The 18,624-nt window shown below is 37.5% G+C and carries 14 protein-coding genes and 1 tRNA gene; 14 read left to right on the plus strand and 1 reads right to left on the minus strand.

Translation table 11 applies throughout. The features are described 5' to 3' along the window. Nucleotides 1-112 precede the first annotated feature (112 nt). From EV200_RS03630 to EV200_RS03700, 14 genes are all read left to right on the plus strand, one after another. Nucleotides 113-2,713 (plus strand): FtsK/SpoIIIE family DNA translocase, encoded by a 2,601-nt coding sequence (locus EV200_RS03630; protein WP_132529434.1) that lies wholly within the window; start codon nt 113-115, stop codon nt 2,711-2,713. 59 nt (nt 2,714-2,772) lie between these two features. After that, on the plus strand, nt 2,773-3,423 hold the full coding sequence (locus EV200_RS03635) for a LolA family protein (RefSeq protein ID WP_132529435.1): 651 nt from the start codon (nt 2,773-2,775) through the stop codon (nt 3,421-3,423). 268 nt (nt 3,424-3,691) lie between these two features. Next, nucleotides 3,692-4,594 (plus strand): right-handed parallel beta-helix repeat-containing protein, encoded by a 903-nt coding sequence (locus EV200_RS03640; protein WP_132529436.1) that lies wholly within the window; start codon nt 3,692-3,694, stop codon nt 4,592-4,594. A gap of 215 nt (nt 4,595-4,809) precedes the next feature. Further along, entirely contained in the window at nt 4,810-5,082 is a 273-nt protein-coding gene (locus EV200_RS03645) for a hypothetical protein (RefSeq protein WP_132529437.1), read from the plus strand. 49 nt (nt 5,083-5,131) lie between these two features. Beyond that, the gene (locus tag EV200_RS03650; protein WP_132529438.1) at nt 5,132-5,896 is read left to right on the plus strand and encodes an MBL fold metallo-hydrolase; all 765 of its coding nucleotides are present in this window, start codon (nt 5,132-5,134) and stop codon (nt 5,894-5,896) included. A gap of 79 nt (nt 5,897-5,975) precedes the next feature. Then, a tRNA-Leu gene (locus EV200_RS03655) sits at nt 5,976-6,059 on the plus strand. Between the two features lie 374 nt (nt 6,060-6,433). Beyond that, nucleotides 6,434-7,789, plus strand: a complete 1,356-nt coding sequence (locus tag EV200_RS03660; protein WP_132529439.1) for a hypothetical protein — start codon at nt 6,434-6,436, stop codon at nt 7,787-7,789. Nucleotides 7,790-8,319: 530 nt separating this feature from the next. Then, nucleotides 8,320-8,694: a hypothetical protein gene (locus tag EV200_RS03665; protein ID WP_132529440.1), complete on the plus strand. Its 375-nt coding sequence runs from the start codon at nt 8,320-8,322 to the stop codon at nt 8,692-8,694. Between the two features lie 717 nt (nt 8,695-9,411). After that, a complete protein-coding gene (locus EV200_RS03675) occupies nt 9,412-9,990 on the plus strand; it encodes a helix-turn-helix domain-containing protein (protein ID WP_132529442.1) in 579 nt (192 codons plus the stop codon). Nucleotides 9,991-10,716: 726 nt separating this feature from the next. Further along, a complete protein-coding gene (locus EV200_RS03680; protein ID WP_132529443.1) occupies nt 10,717-12,102 on the plus strand; it encodes a DUF6055 domain-containing protein in 1,386 nt (461 codons plus the stop codon). Between the two features lie 1,100 nt (nt 12,103-13,202). Further along, on the plus strand, nt 13,203-14,783 hold the full coding sequence (locus EV200_RS03685) for a phage tail sheath family protein (protein WP_132529444.1): 1,581 nt from the start codon (nt 13,203-13,205) through the stop codon (nt 14,781-14,783). 45 nt (nt 14,784-14,828) lie between these two features. Continuing rightward, on the plus strand, nt 14,829-15,293 hold the full coding sequence (locus EV200_RS03690; protein ID WP_132529445.1) for a phage tail protein: 465 nt from the start codon (nt 14,829-14,831) through the stop codon (nt 15,291-15,293). A gap of 124 nt (nt 15,294-15,417) precedes the next feature. Further along, on the plus strand, nt 15,418-15,951 hold the full coding sequence (locus EV200_RS03695) for a contractile injection system tape measure protein (protein WP_132529446.1): 534 nt from the start codon (nt 15,418-15,420) through the stop codon (nt 15,949-15,951). A 236-nt stretch (nt 15,952-16,187) separates the two neighbouring features. Continuing rightward, entirely contained in the window at nt 16,188-16,910 is a 723-nt protein-coding gene (locus EV200_RS03700; RefSeq protein ID WP_132529447.1) for an MBL fold metallo-hydrolase, read from the plus strand. Here EV200_RS03700 and EV200_RS03705 read toward each other — a convergent pair whose 3' ends face one another. Next, nucleotides 16,911-18,557: a carboxylesterase/lipase family protein gene (locus tag EV200_RS03705; protein WP_132529448.1), complete on the minus strand. Its 1,647-nt coding sequence runs from the start codon at nt 18,555-18,557 to the stop codon at nt 16,911-16,913. It abuts the gene before it with no gap. Nucleotides 18,558-18,624: the final 67 nt, after the last annotated feature.

The following is an 18,624-nucleotide window of genomic DNA, read 5'->3' on the forward strand; positions in this document are numbered from 1 at the left end:
TGAGGGTTTAACCCGTCAATAAATCTTTTATTTAATTTATGGGGAATTTAAAATCACGATAGATACAACTATATATTTTATATTTGTTCTTTAATTATTATTAGGATAGAAAATGGCGGTAAGGGGAAACCAATTTAAAACCAACACATTCAGAGATAAAGGTGCTGAAAATGCATCAGGCAGGTCATCTTTTAATCGTCAGCCAAAAGAAAAACGAGAGTATTTGCCAAATTTCGATTTGCAGGATGGACGTGCTGTTAAAATTGCAGGCTTATTTTTCGTCATTCTTTCCTTATACTTTTTAATTGCCTTTACCTCTTATTTATTTACCTGGCAAGACGATCAGAGTTATGTGATTGACGCTAACGGTGGTTGGGGAAATTTATTTAAAACGGCAGAAGAACTGAAAGATGCCGGGGTAACCACGCCAATTGTTCAGAACTGGCTAGGGAAATTTGGTGCATTACTATCGCATCAGTTTATTTACGAGTGGTTCGGTATCGCCTCATTTTTATTTGTATTAGCCTTTTTTATTATCGGATACCGCTTATTGTTTAAAGTAAAAATACTGTCCATCTCAAAAACACTGGGTTATAGTTTTTTCTTTTTATTGTTTATCTCTTTAACCTTAGGGTTTGCACATAGTTTTTGGGCAGAATCTCCCCACTATGTAGAAGGCGAATTTGGTTACTGGAGTAATAAGCTATTGGCTGCACAAATTGGTGCTGCGGGTGTAGCGGGTTTAATTGCCTTTGCTGGATTAACCATTTTAATTATTGCCTATAACATTGATTTCAAATTTCCGGAGCGTAAAGAAAAAGAAGTATACCTAGATAACGAAACACCTGATTTTGTAAATGAGGTAAGAGAAAAATTTGCGAACAAAAGGGAAGCAGCTGAAGATTTTTCAACACCTGTTGAATTCCCTGTAAGAGAAAAACCGATTTCAGGTAGCGAAAGAAAACAGCAGAATGTTGTTTTACAACCCAGCAGATTTGAGCACCAGGAGATTGAAGAAACGGTGATTGCTCCGGTGGTGTTATCCCCAATGGCAACCAATTTACCTATTGTAAGCTCCGTTGCTGAATCAATGCCCTTAACTGTAGAGCCTGTAATAGAGGAAGAAAAAGAGCCTGTTTTTACCATCGAAAAAACGGAAGAAGATAAAAAATCGGATGATCTGGTAGAGCAGTTTGGTAATTATGATGAGAAATTAGATCTGTCTGGTTACAGGTATCCTACTGTAGATTTATTAGAAAATTATGGCACCAATAAGATTTCTGTCAATGCAGAAGAACTGGAAGCCAATAAAAATAAGATTGTAGAAACCCTTAATCATTATAATATTGAAATCGATAAGATTAAGGCTACTATCGGTCCAACGGTTACACTTTATGAAATTATTCCGGCGCCAGGCGTTCGGATTTCGAAGATTAAAAACCTGGAAGATGACATTGCGCTCTCTCTAGCAGCACTGGGTATCCGGATTATTGCACCAATGCCCGGAAAAGGAACCATTGGGATCGAAGTTCCAAATCAACACCCGGAAATGGTGCCGATGCGCAGCATTTTAAACACAGAAAAATGGACTTCCAATACCATGGATTTACCAATTGCTTTAGGTAAAACCATTAGTAATGAAGTGTTTATTGCAGATTTAGCAAAAATGCCTCACTTGCTGGTTGCCGGTGCTACTGGTCAGGGTAAATCGGTAGGGATTAATGCGATTCTGGTCTCCCTTTTATTTAAAAAACATCCGGCACAATTAAAATTTGTACTGGTTGATCCAAAGAAAGTAGAATTAACTTTATTTAATAGAATCGAGCGTCACTTCCTCGCGAAGTTACCAGGAGAGGCTGATGCGATTATCACTGATACCAAAAAGGTGGTCAATACCTTAAATTCGCTTTGTATTGAGATGGATCAGCGTTATGATTTATTGAAAGATGCACAGGTTCGAAATCTTAAAGAGTATAATGATAAATTCATCAAACGGAAGTTAAATCCAAATAACGGACACCGTTTCTTGCCTTTTATTGTGTTGGTGGTGGATGAGTTTGCCGATTTAATGATGACTGCTGGTAAGGAGGTTGAAGCGCCAATTGCCCGTTTGGCACAGTTGGCCCGAGCCATTGGAATTCACTTGGTTTTGGCCACTCAGCGTCCATCGGTTAATATTATTACAGGTACCATTAAAGCCAATTTCCCGGCCAGGCTAGCCTTCAGGGTTTTATCCAAAATTGATTCGCGTACTATTCTAGATAGTGGTGGTGCAGATCAGCTGATTGGTCGAGGTGATATGCTTTTATCAACAGGTAGCGACTTAATCCGCCTACAGTGTGCCTTTGTTGATACACCAGAGGTAGACCGGATCTCTGAATTTATCGGTAACCAACGTGGTTATGCAGATGCTTATCAACTTCCGGAATATATTGATGAGGCTGGGGAAGGTAGTAAGGCCGATTTTGATCCAAATGAACGTGACAAATTCTTTGAAGACGCTGCAAGACTGATTGTAATGCATCAACAAGGTTCTACATCGCTTATTCAGCGTAAACTGAAATTGGGTTATAACCGTGCAGGACGGATTATTGATCAATTGGAAGCTGCCGGTATTGTTGGTCCTTTCGAAGGGAGTAAAGCCCGCGAGGTTTTATATCCTGATGAATATTCTTTGGAACAATTCTTGAATGATATGAAGAGCAAAGATTAGATTAAACCAATCGTAAAGAATCTACTCTTACCTTTCAATTAGAATTTAAAAAACACAAAATGAAGAAATTAATTTCAGCAGTAATGGTTGTTGTTGCTTTTACAACATCAACCTATGCGCAGACTGATGCCAAGGCTAAAGCAATTTTAGCAGAAGTAAGTAAAAAGTATAAATCGTATAATATTGTTAAAACAGATTTTTCATTCACTTTAGATAATCCGAAAGCTAAGATTAAAGAAACACAGCAAGGTACTTTATATGTTAAAGCCAATTCAAATAAATATAAAGTGGCGATGACCAATCAGGAATTATTCAGTGATGGTAAAAGCCAATGGACTTATCTTAAAAAAGATAAAGAAGTTCAGGTAAGTAATGTTGATAACAGTAGCGATGCCATTAATCCTGCTAAAATCTTTACCGTTTATGAAAAAGGTTTCAAATACATTTACACTGGTGAACAAAAAGCAGGTGCAAAAACTTATCAAATGATAGACCTAACACCAGTTGATACTAAAAAATCAATCTTTAAGGTTCGTTTAAGTATTGATAAAGCAGCTAAGCAAATCGCGAATGTTGTTTTATTTGATAAAAACGGAAACAAATACACCTATAACGTAAAAACTTTTTCACCTAACGTAAATATCCCAGAAACTACTTTTGCTTTTGATGCAAAGAAATATCCTGGTGTTGAGGTAGTAGATTTAAGATAATAGATAACACATGGGGCGCATTATTTCTGTGCTCATATAAAAAGCGATTTAATCAGGATGTTTCCTGTTAAATCGCTTTTTTTTATATCCATCGCTTCATCTTTATTCTTGTTCCCTGTAATTGAGTATATCAGGTATTTCAATTTTGTAATTTTAGTTGTTTTTTAGTTACGGGAACGATTGCACAGATATATATGATTTATTATACATTATTGTAGTTTAATAATTAATTTCATAACTATTAATAACCAAATATAAATCTAAAATTATGAAAAAGAACTCAGGTATTCTCGTACTCGGGATGGCTATTGCATTGTTCGGATGCAAGAAAGACAAAACTACTATTGCTGAAGTTGCAGATGGTCAATCTATCGTTCAGCCAAACAAATTAGGACTTGCAGCCGCAGCTGTAAGTTCAACAGTAACCACTGAGGCTGCATTAAAATCAGCCATAGCAAATGCGCAACCAGGCGATGTCATTACGGTAAGTGGCACGATCTATCTAACCAGCACACTTCAATTGTTGAAAAACGGTACATCAGGTTCCAAGATTAATTTTACCGGAGGCATACTGGATTGTTCTGGAATTTCTGGTGCCAACTGGGGTGTTAAAGTAAATGGAAGTTATTGGAATATTACCAATATGACCATTAGAAATGCACCTGACTGTGGTATTGTGTTCCAAACAGGCGGTTACAACTATGTAAATAAGGTAACTACCTACGGCAATAAGGATTCTGGATTACAAATTTACAATGGCGGACACCACAATAGCATTAACAATTCTACCTCATATGATAATTATGATGTGGCCAATGGAGGTGAAAATGCAGATGGATATGCTTGTAAATTGTCTGCTGGTGCTGGTAATCAGTTCAATTCCTGCAATGCCTACCATAATTCTGATGATGGTTGGGATTTATATGGACAGCCTTATACAGTGGTGATGAACAATTGTACGGCCACCAATAATGGTTATGGTACCAATGGTGATGGAAATGGTTTCAAGTTGGGTAGTGCCGGACAAAATGTTGCACATACCGTTACCAATTGTACTGCCAGCAATAACAAAGGAAGTGGTTATGATGGAAATGGAAACACAGGACACATCACCACTACAGGCAGCGGTGGCTCTGGTAATGTAAAAGGACTTTTTAACCGAATTAACTAAAATCGCGCTCTTACTTAAAGGTTCAGTTGGAAACAGCTGAACCTTTTTCTATTAAGGTGATTTAATTTTTGTGAAGCAGATGCATTAATTTTTCTTTTAGCTATCGGATAGATATTGGCTATTTCTCGTATTCATCTGATGACTATTCCCTCATTTAGGTAAAAAAATCAGCTCGTCTTTATGAATGCTCCACAGATTTCTCTAAGTTTGTTCCAATGTCGCTGCCCTTAACCAATCACTCATTAGAGAAATTAGAGCAATTGCTTTTGGCGATGGGTTTTAAAGTTCGTTATGAGAAGGGGAACTTTAAAACAGGTGCTTGCCTGCTTGAGCACAATAGGGTTATTGTGGTGAATAAGTTTTCAAATTTAGAAGGTAAAATTGCGGCACTGGTCACGCTGATTAAGCAAACCAATCCGGATGAAAACCTTTTAGATGACAAGCAAAGACAGTTTTTTCATTCTTTACAACAAATGGAGTTATTTTGATCACTATAGAAAGAGCAAATTACATATCAGAAAAGGAGGGTTTTTTACAATGAAGATCACTTTCTTAGGGACGGGTACTTCACAAGGAGTCCCGGTAATTGCTTGTAATTGTGAAGTTTGTTTATCTCCGGATAGAAAAAACAATCGGTTGAGAACATCTATTTTAGTTGAACTGGCTGATAAAACCATTGTAGTAGATAGTGGGCCAGATTTTCGATACCAGCTTTTGCGTGAGCAGGTAAAAGATTTAGATGCTGTTCTCTTCACGCATGAACATAAAGATCATATTGCCGGTTTGGATGATATTCGTCCGTTCAATTACCTGCTGCAAAAAGTGATTGATGTGTATGCTACAGATAGGGTTCAAACTGCTTTAAAGCGTGAGTTCTATTATATTTTTGCAGATACGAAGTATCATGGTTTACCTCAAATTAACCTGCATACTGTAACTAATGGAGAAAACTTTCTGATAGGCGAAAATACGATTATTTCTTTTGAAGTGATGCACCATCTATTGCCGATAACAGGCTATCGGATAGGTGATTTTACTTATATTACAGACGCTAAAACCATTCCTGATCAATCTTTTGAGGTAATAAAGGGCACTAAAGTTTTGGTGATTAATGCTTTGCAAAAGGAACCGCATATCTCTCATTTTACATTAAGTGAAGCAATTGCTTTTGCAGAAAAAGTGGGTGCAGAAACCACGTACATTACACACATCAGTCATAATTTAGGTTTGCACGAAGAAGTTGAAAAGGAATTACCTGCCAACATCAGACTGGCTTATGATGGTTTAAAAATTGAATTGTAGGAACTGTTTATTTGCAGGTTTAAATAATTTTCTGATTCCTATTTCTAACGTGCAAAATTAAATTATATTTGCATCATAAACTCAGGTGGCGAAATTGGTAGACGCACCAGCTTGAGGGGCTGGCGCCTGTATGGGTGTGGGAGTTCGAATCTCCTCTTGAGTACGATAAAAGCTTCGGTTCTACCGAAGCTTTTTTGTTTGTTTATGGCTTTAGTCTATATCCTTTTTTTCTGAAAAATTAATTTGTTTTTATACCAGAAGTTGTTTGGGTTTAGCTGAATGGCTAAATGAATATTTGCAGGGTATTTATGCTGACAGTTCTACAAAAAAAGCTAGCGATTGGTTAACGGATCGAAAACTCAGGAGCTGCATTGATTTTTTAGATTATCTCACTATCTTAGAAGGTAAAGCATTTGACCAGAAAAACCTTTGTCGCCTTAAACGGATATTTAAAAGATAAACCGAATGTAGCGTTAGTATCATGGCCAGATTATGCTAATCATTGGATAAAAAAAAACACAAATCTAAATTGACGCTATGAAAAAAGAATCTCTCAGTCTTGAAACCCATCAAAAGATAATTAGTGCTGCTGAATTATTGTTAAAGCGGGAGCAAGGTAAAGAGGTTAGCCTCGTTGATGCAATGGTTTGGATGACCGAAATCGCCAGTAGCGAAAATTTAGATCGCGTTACTGATATTTACATCTACGAAGAAGGGTATAGTGACACTGAAAAAGCACTAAAACATACGATTCTTCATGCGATAACATCTATTGTTGCATTTGAATACCAAGAGCGAAATATCAATTATCTTAAAAATTTGATTCTTTCAGATCACAGCAAACTAAGTGAACGTGCTTTAGAATATTTTTTAAAAATTGGCTGTTACCACGAGAAATTTAAGGATGCTGTATTGGCTTTTGTCGAAACAAATCTTTTTGCTTTTTCAGAAAACCAACTTAACATTTCTGCTTTCTATTTACTAAAACTCTACAAAGAAGAAAAACGGGTTACGGGCCTCTTTCATCAGATACGCATACTTAATGATAAAAAATACCGAAATAAAGAAGGTGTTCCTATCGAATCGGAAAATGTTGATGAGGCTTTAAAAGAAATTAGAATAGGTAAAGTCTTTTCTGAAATATTGAAAGGAAACCCTGCAGATAATATAACTTTTTCCAAATACGTCTATCAGGAAGAATTTTTTGAGGGATTAAGACTGTATAAAAAATATAAGCACTCTGCCACTCCAGATCAACTGGATACATTTGTTAATATTCTGACTATCCTTGCAGACGAAATGGCGAACTTTACCCATGCTTTAGCGAAAAATGCAATGGATGCAGGTTTTTACTTATCGAACTTCGATCACCAATATCAATTTAATCCCGAAATAAGAAAGCAATTACAGGAGCTCATTGACTTGCTCAATGCAAAAAAAGGGAAAGCTAAAGATATTGCAAACCTTTGCTCAGCCAAGGCAAAAATCAGTTGTTCCGTCCCAGATTTATTAAAAAAGGAGGAAATTGGGGAAGATATGCTTCAGATGGCAAAATCATTTGAAAATGTAGCTTCTCATGTCTCAATAGCCATCAAACTTTATGAATCCATCATGAATGATTTCCAGTCAGAATCTTCAAGGTTATCGAGCGGCCTCTTTCCCGAAATTGCTTACATTGATTCAAGGCCCGAGCGAGAAATCGAAATATTTGAAATGGCAAGTGCCGCCCATCAAAAGCTAATTTCCCAAAATAACAAACAGAATACATCGCCAGTTGTAAAAAAAGAAGATTTAGTATCTACTTTCCAATCCTCAAAGGGAGAAATTAAAAATACATTAACAAAAACTTATAATGTTTTTTTTGCACGTATAAAGCGGTTGTTTAAGAATTAGATGAGTCCCAATGGCGCAAGTCTTTGTGATTTGGGTAATAAACGGGAGGTTGACGTATGTATTCTATTAATTGGTCGGAATTAATCTATTGGTTTAAATAGGGCACAAGTCAGGCCACTACTCAAGCCTAGGTTCACTAAGACTTGTGCCAGTTGTAGTTTCTCGTTAAAAAAAATATTGTCATAATAAAATTACAATTAAAATTGCAATTTTATTTGCTCGGTAAATAATTATATAAAATTATTATATCGGTATAAAATCTTGATTTAAACCCAAATTTCGAATTGATTTTTGCGAATACTCTTTTCAATGAATGAATGAATGAATGAAGCATGAATGAAAGTTGCAGTTGCAATAGCGGTTGCTATTGCATAAGAAAAACCAAATATCTATTTTCGACGTTAATTAAGCACAGCATTGAAATGTGAATATGTTTTTTAGGACATATTTTTTACAAAAAGTTTGTACAAAACATTAACTCACCATTTTAATTGCATCTAAATTAACAATATCGCTTCTCGATTTTTTTTATGTCAAAAGACACTATTAAAATAAAATATAGTAAACACGAACATCTTCTCAAAGGAAGTTTCCAATCCGTTGATTTTGAACAGGACGGATTTAAGATTATATACATTCCATCTTTAGGTATTAGTTCATATGGTAACACATATGATGAAGCAAACGAAATGATGAAAGATATAGTTCTCAAAGACTTTTGTCACTCCCTATTAGAACAACCTTTAAGTAAAGCTATTAACGATCTTAAAGAGTTGGGATGGGATACAAGCCCATTTTTTAGAACGGAATTGAGTAACTCGGCTCACATTGACAAAGAAGGAATATTAAGAGAATTCGAACTCTCGGAAGACACAGTTTTAAATGAAGGCCTTGTTACCGTATAAATGGGTAATAATCGTCCCGTACAAGTAAAATGTTGGGAACGTTTTCTTGAATCCAAAGGCTGTAAGTACAAATCGACTGAAGCCTCTCATGATAAATGGCGATGTCCAGGCTGTACAAGATCAATAATTCACCGCTCTAAAGACAAAGATATACCTGCTTTTCATATCAATACAAACTTGAAGAGTATGAACATTTCCAAGGATGATTTCTGGAAGTGGATAATTGAAAATTGTTAAGCCACTTAATCCAAGTAGCTTTTATTATTTATATCCTTATCATATTGCATTATGATAATCAGCAACCAACTTCTGAAGATAGAGGCTTATGCAAATTTGACCTATCACACTGGCAGCCCCCTTTTAGTCTATCAAAAGCCCTCGCAATTCGCAAGGGCTTAAATTTAATTTATCTACTTATCCTTACCTTCCTTTTCGTAATCACTTCTTTAATTTTATCTGTAGTATTTAAATTACTATAATATATCTAAAGGTTATATATTTATTTGCTGTTTAACTATCCAGATTAAAAAAAATAGAAATAATAGAAAACTTTATTTATAGTCAGTACTGATATTTTGTGGCATACTTTATTGTGGCATAAAAAAATGACACATAAAAAAGTGCCACAATTTTGTGTGCATATTTTAACAAGCATAAAAAAGTGCCACAATAAAAATGATCTCAACGCTGCCTGAAAAATAACAATCGATTAAAAAAATGAAACACATAAGAGAAAAATTAGGGCTTTCGCAAATTGATATGGGCGGTTTATTGGGCATGCCCCGAAGTTCTGCCAGTATGTATGAAATTGGTTTGCGTAATTTGAGCAGTCGCCAGCTGGCTTTGCTTTCTAAAATAGAGCTGTTAATGCAAGGTGAGCTCGAAATAAAGCCATTCGAAAAAATTAATATCAAGGCACAACAAAATACGGCTTCCACGATAAAAAAAATGGAACAGCAGATAGATAAAGCTGCATTTGATTGTTTAAAACTACAGCGAAAACTAACTACATTAATTAATGATTACGCGAAAACAGAATTGTTGTGGGCCATTATTTCGCGCTTAAAAGAAGAAACACCAGAAAATACACCGCTAATGGTTTATTTAGACCTGCTTGAGATACGCTGTTTAGAGAAAATAGATAACTGCGGCCCTCACCAACAGGCAGAAATTACTTTTCGCATTAAAATGCTGCAGTATGAACAGCAGCTTGCGCAAACGATGATTGAAGAGGCGAAAGCAAAACGGTATAGTTTTATAGAGAAGTTAGGGGTTTGGAGGCGGAAGATGATGTAGTAAATGGGCAACTGTTTGCGGTAAGTGTTTTTTAATCTTTTTAGCTTATTGACTATATTTCTTGATGAACTTTCCTATATCACTGGGCATGTAGTCATTCAGTTTTGGTAAAATTTGCCTACCCCCTTTAGCTACCATAGGTCATAGCGATTACTTTAACGGCCCGGGCAAATTTCAAGGTATTTCCTTTTGTATCTGTTCAAATCTGTATTTAAAGCGATTTAAATGCTCAATTATTCCTGCTGATTGTACTTAACCGGGGACCAAGTTTATTAATCTTGGCTCTGGTTTTTTTAATTCCTATTGATTTGCGCATTAGTAGAAATGATTATTAAAAATCATTAATTTATTAATTTTTGAAAGCACAAGTCAGCCACAACAGCTCCCCCAATCGCTAAGACTTGCGCCAGGAAAGGAAACTTAACAAACAATATATCAATATTTTGCCGCTTGTTGCTAATATATGATCAGAATGGTCATCTTCTGTTATGTAAATTTAAACATTCATTACTGTAATGATAAGGTATCAATTGGCCGCATGCTTCACCACTTTTATACTGAGCATGGAAATGTATTGTAATGTCTGATATTTTAAGTATTAACCCATCATAAAAATATTTTTCGCGAACAGCCTGTTGATCTCCTGAGGGAATCAACAACCTAAAGATTAGCACGCTTTGTTATAAAATTTAATCAATCTATAAACCTAATCAGACAAAAACCGAAATGAAAAAACAAATTTTATTATTCCTGATAATTGTATGGTTATCAGGCTGTAAAGATGAATTCAACTCCATTCAGCCCAATCAGCTAACTAACCCACAAAAGCAGGCCAAGACAGCAGCGGTTGCAGCTGCTGCTCCCGAAGTCTATATTCCGCAGGAACTAAGCTCAAATGATTTTAATAATTCGGCTAGCACATGGAGTTGGTCTAGATCCCGCTCTTCCGATCACTTTATTGTTTTCTGGGCCAAAGGCTATGGCAGTAACGACCCAAATTCAACTGCCGTGCCAGCTACATACCGGGTAGATATTACTGACCTGCTGAGCAAAGCAGAAGGCTTTTTTCAATTAAATGTAACTCAATTAGGTTTTGCTAATTTAGCTACATCTAAGCTGAGTAAATATAAGATGATGATCTTTATAAATTATCAAACGGAATGGCTGGCTACCGGTTCAGGCTATGATAACGTAATTGGTGCCCTGTGGGTTAGTCCAAGTACAATGCAGCCGGTTGGTCATGTCATCGGTCATGAGATTGGACATAGTTTCCAATACCAGGTTTTTGCTGACCAGGGTGTTGGCGGGTTCCGCTATGGGTTTGGTGGCAATGGAGGTAACGGCTTTTGGGAGCAAACGGCTAATTTTCAGGGATTCCAGAGTTATCCATCGACGGTTTTTACCGCATATGATTTCACCGTTTACAAGGATAATTACCACCGCCATGTTCACCATGAATGGTATCGTTATGCAAGCTATTTTATACTCTACTATTGGGAATTTAAAAGAGGGCGAGATTTTATTGGAAAATTATGGCGCGAGTCTCGCCAACCGGAAGATCCTATCCAGGCATATATGAGGCTCAATGGTATTAATATGGCTACTTTTAATGGAGAAATATATGATCAGGCTGTAAGATTTGTCACCTGGGATATTCCTTCACTCCGATCTTATGGTACCAATTACCAGGGTGCTCAAACATGGAACTATACAAGGCTAACTGACGGAAGCTACCAGGTAGCATATAATCGTGCCCCGGGTACTACCGGTTACAATGTTATCCCTTTAACCGTTCCTGTCGCAGGTACGGTTGTGTCTACCGTTTTTACTGGTATGGTTAATGCGCCTGGGTATAATCAGGTAGCAAATCCAGCAAGAGCAGGTTGGCACCATGGATATGTTGCGATTTTAAATACAGGAGAACGCAGGTATAGCGGCATGTGGACCAACAACGCAACTAGTAGCTTTACTGTGCCGGCTGGTACTGTAAAATTATGGTATGTAGTGACTGGAGCTCCGACTACCTATGCACCACATCCATGGGATGAAAACGAAGCTAATGATGACCAATGGCCTTTCAAAGTAAAATTCACTAACAGTTCCGTGTTGTAAGACATCGCTAAATTAAATTAAGATTGAGCCGTCTCTAACTTGTTGAGGCGGCTTTTTTTACGTTGGTCTGGTAACTTCTTTAAGAACGTTCAACTGAATATATATACTAGCCTGAGTTCGATTATTAATTGAAGATAAAATCGTAATCATGGCCGCAAATGTTTGTATTTAAGTTTATAACAATCAGGTAGGTATTTCGGCAAAACGGCCGCCCGTTTAGCATTTAAGCTGTCACCCCGTTTTGCTTAAAATTGGCCACCTGTTTCGAGGCAAACTGGCCGTTCTGATCTTTCGATCAGCTTTTATACTAAACAGGGTTATTCTCGAAGCAAAGAAATTGCTCAACTACATCAGATGGTCTGTTGCAGAGGCCAGCTCTCATTGTGCTTGCTAAATTAGCATTTATCTATATCATACCATACCATAGTACCTGGCTTTATCGTAAAATTGGTATTCGTTAGAATTTTTTAAAATTTTCAGCATAACTGATGTTGATGATTTGTATGATTTTAGATTTTATTTTGTAGATTTACTTCTATTGTAAAAATGGTACTTTAATTATTTAACCAAATTTTAAACCCATGTTGATAAAACTGTTTCAAAAGGGATAGTCTTGTTTTTTCAAAAAGAAGTTTGCCATATTTTTTCCTCGAAAAAGCAGGACGGGGGATCTTCGCCTGTAAAGCATTTGAAATTGCGAATAAAATGCGATTGATCATAATATCCAGCCAGGTACACAATATCTGCCCAAGTATTTTTTTAATTTGATCAATTGAAAATATAATTCCATTTGAATTAAAGATCAGTTCAAAAGTTTTTTTTATTGGATTACCTACCTTAAAATCAAAAGCGTTAGCTTTAATCGATAAGCTCAAAGGATTGGTCAATTGTGATCAATCCTTTTTTTGTTATAATGTATCCTATTCCGTTATAAATTATATCCAGAATACCAAGGTATTTAAATAAGGATTGCCATTTTTTAGACTAATCATCATTTTGATGCAGGTATTTTTTTTAAAATAATACCATCGAAATACCTAAATTGGCTTGAGATTTTTTAAAAAATCACTTAACGCCAATCCATTACTAAAATAACGCTCATGAACTTATCTAACATCCAATCACCTGGGGTATACATCAACGAACTTAATGCTTTCCCAAATTCAGTAGTGCCAGTGGCCACAGCAGTACCTGCATTTATCGGTTATACGCCACAGGCCATGTATGAGGGAAGATCTTATGCCAATGTAGCACAAAAGATCAGCTCATTTTCTGATTTTCAGGCTTTCTACTGTTATCCTGATCCACCAGCACCAGCTAGTCCGGCGAAACAGTATAGTCCGGAATATTACCTCATAAAGCAAAAATCGAAACCTATTGATCCGGATTATTTGATTATTGATGGCAATTACTATTCCATTCTTCCGGATCCCAATACCATCTATTACCTCTATAACAGCATTAAAATGTTTTATGAGAATGGTGGTGGCGATGCTTATATCGTTTCTGTGGGTACTTATGGAGCACCATCCAAAAGCCCTCTGGCGGTAGGTGCGCCTTTGATCAATCCTAATGTAAAACTAAGCGATTTAACCGCTGGGCTACAGTTATTGATGAATGAGCAGGAACCCACCCTGTACATCTGCCCGGAGGCAACTTTATTATCGGTAGCGGATAATGGCGCCTTAATGCAGGCCATGCTGCTGCAATGCACTGAAACGCAAACGGCTATGGCTTTGTTTGATGTGATTGGCGGTAGAAATCCTGACCCAATACTGTATACACAGGACATTCAGACTTTTAGAAACAATACCGGAGTAGTGGGGCTGGATTATGGGGCAGCTTATTATCCTTTTGTGGGTACAACCACCATGCAAACTTCAGATATAGATTATACCAACCTGTTTGGTGGGGATATGAAACAACTGGCACCACTTTTAAATCCTGCAGATCATCCCAATGCTGCGGCAGCGCAGATTTTAACCAATATCGCCAGCCCTTCCGGTACACCTTTAACGGTTACACAATATCATAGCGCCCTGCAAAATGCAAGTAAAACTTACAGCACCATTATCAATCAGGTTTTGGCTATTGCAAATATATTACCGCCAAGTGGTGCAATGGCTGGTGTAATTACCACTACCGATAACCAGGTTGGCCCATGGCAGGCACCTGCTAATGTGAGTATTGTTGGTGCGTCTTCCCTGCCAATCAGTTTATCTGAAAGTCAGCAAGCCAATTTAAATATGGATCCCGTTTCCGGTAAATCCATTAATGCCATTCGCTTTTTTAATGGCATTGGCATATTGGTTTGGGGTGCGCGTACACTGGAAGGCAATAGTCAGGACTGGAAATACATTCAGGTGCGGCGGACCATGACGTTCCTGGAGCAATCTTGTAAACTGGCCTGCCATCCATACGTATTTCAGCCTAATGATAAAAATACCTGGGAAGCGGTGAAATCAATGATTGGCAGTTTTCTTACCTCAGTTTGGAAAAATGGTGGATTAATGGGCGCAACACCTGCCGATGCATTTTCTGTAGCCTGTGGCATGGGCACTACCATGACCGCAGATGATGTGCTGAATGGCATCATGACCGTGGTGGTAAGAGTAGCCCTGATTCGTCCGGCAGAGTTTATTGTATTGACCTTCCAGCAGAAAATGCCGGTTTCTGCATAGCAATTAGTCGATTAAATTATTTTCAATTAAATAATACATCCAATTATGGCAGATGACGGCAATAAAGAAGGCTCAACATGGCCCATGCCTAAGTTTAGGTTTGAAGTTGACTTTGGTACAGAATTAAAAGGTGTGGCCTTCCAGGAAGTTTTCGGAATGGATGTAGAAACACAAATTATAGAATACCGCGCAAGTAATAGTCCGCTTTTTTCTACGGAAAAAATGCCTGGTATTTCTAAATACGGCAACATTACCATGAAAAGGGGGATTTTTGTCAATGACAATACTTTTTGGAACTGGCATGCAGAAATTAAGATGAATACCATTAAAAGGAGAACCATCTTAATTAAGTTGCTGGATGAAGGTGGCAAAGTAACCATGCAGTGGTCGTTAAGTAATGCCTGGCCAACCAAAATTACCAGTAACGATTTAAAATCGGACGGCAATGAGGTGGCGATTGACACCATTGAAATTGCGCATGAACAGTTAACCATTACCAATGTCAAATAAAGAATACGCGGCAGGCTTTTATTTTGAACTTTCTTTCAAAGGAGAAAATGCCGCCTTTCAGTAAATTAAAAACCGGATAAACTTCAGCCCAAAACAGAAATAATTTAATGAAAATCCAGAATTTATGATCATTCAACCGGAAGAAATATTTAGAGGAAGCATTCCTGTCAAAAATGCGGGCATAGTGTTAATTAACCAATACATCCCTTTACTTTTTGAACGCTTAAACCTTATAAATAATCATAAAGAATTCTTCCCTGAAAAGCAGGCTGCGGCTGTTCATTATCTCCAGTTTTTAGCAACAGGCCAGTTGGAAACCGATGAACCAGATTTGGTGCTGAATAAACTTTTATGTGGCATTTTACTTCGCGAATCCATTAAAAATCAAACATTCATCAGCCCTGCTGATATAGAAACGATGACGCAACTGCTGCAGGCCGCGATTGAGTATTGGACAGCCATTGGGTCAAGTTCAATTGATGGTTTCAGAGGCAACTGGCTAATCAGGGATGGCTTGTTAAGTGAGCAGGATGATCGCTGGGAACTGTTGATTGAGAAAAGAGTATACGATATCCTCATTAATCAATCGCCATTTAGTTTTTCGGTGATTAAATATCCCTGGATGACTAAACCACTATATGTACAATGGCCATACTAAATTAAGGCGATGAAGGAATTATTTGAAGGTTCATTATAATTCTAAACTAGAACAAATGCATATGCTTGATATTAAGTAATTACCCTTCGCTAAGATAAATCCACCAAAATCATACTCTCAGATTTTAAATTCGCTTTAATATTAAAATCACCATTTCCCCGAACATTCAATAGTTTCATCTGTTAGCGCTTATAAGATATAATAATGAGATTTAGCTTTAGCCACCAGTGAACAACATGAAAGTAATCCCCCTAAAACAAGGAAACTACACTGTTAATCAGAATAAGAAATTTACGTTAATAGATACTGATTCCACTGCAACAGGAACAAAAGTAGCTATTCAACCTTTTTTAGTGATTACCGAAAATGATTATGTGCTAATGGACACTGGTTTTAATTCCAATCAGGAAGAAGTGCCTCCGGTTGTACAGTGTTTAGAAAATGAAAATATCAAGCCGGAAAAAATCACAAAAGTGCTGATTTCACACCTTCACAAAGATCATATCGATGGGATTGGTTACCTTTCAAATGGAAAATTGATGGGTAGTTTTCCAAATGCTACGATTTATCTTCAGCGCCGGGAATTGGATTTTGCCTTCACGCAAACAGGAAATCCATCTTACCGGATAGATATGCTGCAACAGTTGGCCGAACTGCCAAACGTTGTACTGTTAGATGATGATCAGGGAAGTATCACAGATGAAATTACTTACCAGGTTTCTGGCGGACATACGCCTTTTCATCAGGTCTTCTGGGTGAAGGAAAAAGAAGAAACCATTTTTTATGGTGCTGATAATTTACCACAGCAAAATTACCTTAAATATCCACTCGCTTTTAAAAATGATTTTGATGGTAAAAAAGCTCTCGAAGCACGCCAGGAATGGTCAGAAAAAGGCAAACAGCAAAACTGGAAGGTATTGCTCTACCACGATCTGGGAAATCCGATCCTTCAATTCTAATTATTCAGTTTCTGTAAGATTTTCAAAAAATAAATATCGGTCTTTTGTGACATCCGTTTCGGCTTTGCTGTTGATATCAATCTTTAAAAATTCTCCCATTCCGTTGTGATAAGTTGGCCAGTTGGTGAGTGGAATTTGATCTATACCCAAACCATTTGGGTTTCCACTCCTGATAAAATTCACAAAATAACTTTGCATCTGTTTCGATACCTGGTAATCTTCCGCTTTCCATTCATAATTATCCTGTACTTTTAGGTTACCCAGTGCATATTCAATTTCGGATGCATGAAATGAAGTGCCGGTAATTACTTTATTGAGCATTTTCTTAATTATAACCTGAAAGAAATTACCTTCCCGAATGGTGCGCAAATTGAGTCCGGGGTGAGGGTGCGCAAAAAGGTACCTGTAAACTGCTGCCGATTTATTTTGTGCATGAAGTTCAGCCAGTTTCCAGCTACTGTAATTAATCAGCCTGTCGCTCATGAGCTCACTTGCTGCCTTTTTCACCTCTTTATTGGTTTCAGCCGGATAGCGTGCAAGGACTTCATCGGCCCTTTCACCATAAATCTTTTCAACTGCTTTTTTATAATTTTGTACGTTGATTCGGCGAAGTCGAAATAAGGCGATTGCAGGCACTTCCTGTGCATTCCATCCAACCAGTAAAGGAACATTGGCCTGTTTTCCAGCCATGAAAGTTTTTTCAGGATTTTCTTTCAGGAAGTAGCCATCTACTACTGGCCTGAAACGGCGGGGATTTCCTTTTTCCACCAATTCTAAAAGTTTTTCTGCTGGCATTAACCGCATTTGGGCTATTGTTTTTGATTTAGATAAACCAGATAACGCTGTACCTAGTTCTTCTGATTTCTTCAAGGGCAGTACCATTGTACGTACGTCAATCAAGGAACCACTTTCGGCAATGGCACCTGAAAATAAACCACTGGAGCGTGGTGAAACCAGATGTGCACTTACTGATTGTGCGCCTACTGATTCTCCACCTATCGTAACGCGATTGGGATCTCCGCCAAACTGACTGATATTTTTCTTGATCCACTCTAATGCTGCAACCTGATCAAGCAGACCATAATTTCCTGAACCGCCATAGCCAGATTCCTGACTTAGTTCCGGATGCGACATAAACCCAAATACACCCAGCCGATAATTAATGGAGACATAAACAATACCCTGTTCTGCCATGCTTTCACCATCATATGCTGGCTGCGAGCCATCTCCGTGTATAAATGAACCCCCATGAATGAAAACATATACTGGCCGTTTTTCCTGATTTGATCGTGCAGAAGTCCATACGTTTAAATAAAGACAATCTTCACTCATTTCTTTTGAACGGAATTCATATAAAAGGTTTGACTCCTGTACAGGGCGGGGTCCGAAATGTGCTGCATTTCTGGTTCCTTCCCATGGTAAGGGAGGTTGTGGTGCTTTCCATCTTAATTCTCCAACCGGTGGTGCTGCATAGGGGATTCCTCTGAAAGATAGCACGCCATGATCTGATAGCGAACCCTGAACACGCCCACCTGTTACAGTAACAGATTTATTCGCTGATAATATTTTTTCGTTGCGGGCAAAAGTATAATTGGAGAAGATGAGGAAATGCAGTGTAAGCAGGAGGGGAATGGTGTTCTTAAGCATGTAAAGGGAATAGGGATTTAACTGGTCATAATTTATCTGTATTAAAAATGTTGATCCTGGGAGGCAA

It is taken from the genome of Pedobacter psychrotolerans (assembly GCF_004340665.1).
GTDB classification, from domain to species: domain Bacteria; phylum Bacteroidota; class Bacteroidia; order Sphingobacteriales; family Sphingobacteriaceae; genus Pedobacter; species Pedobacter psychrotolerans.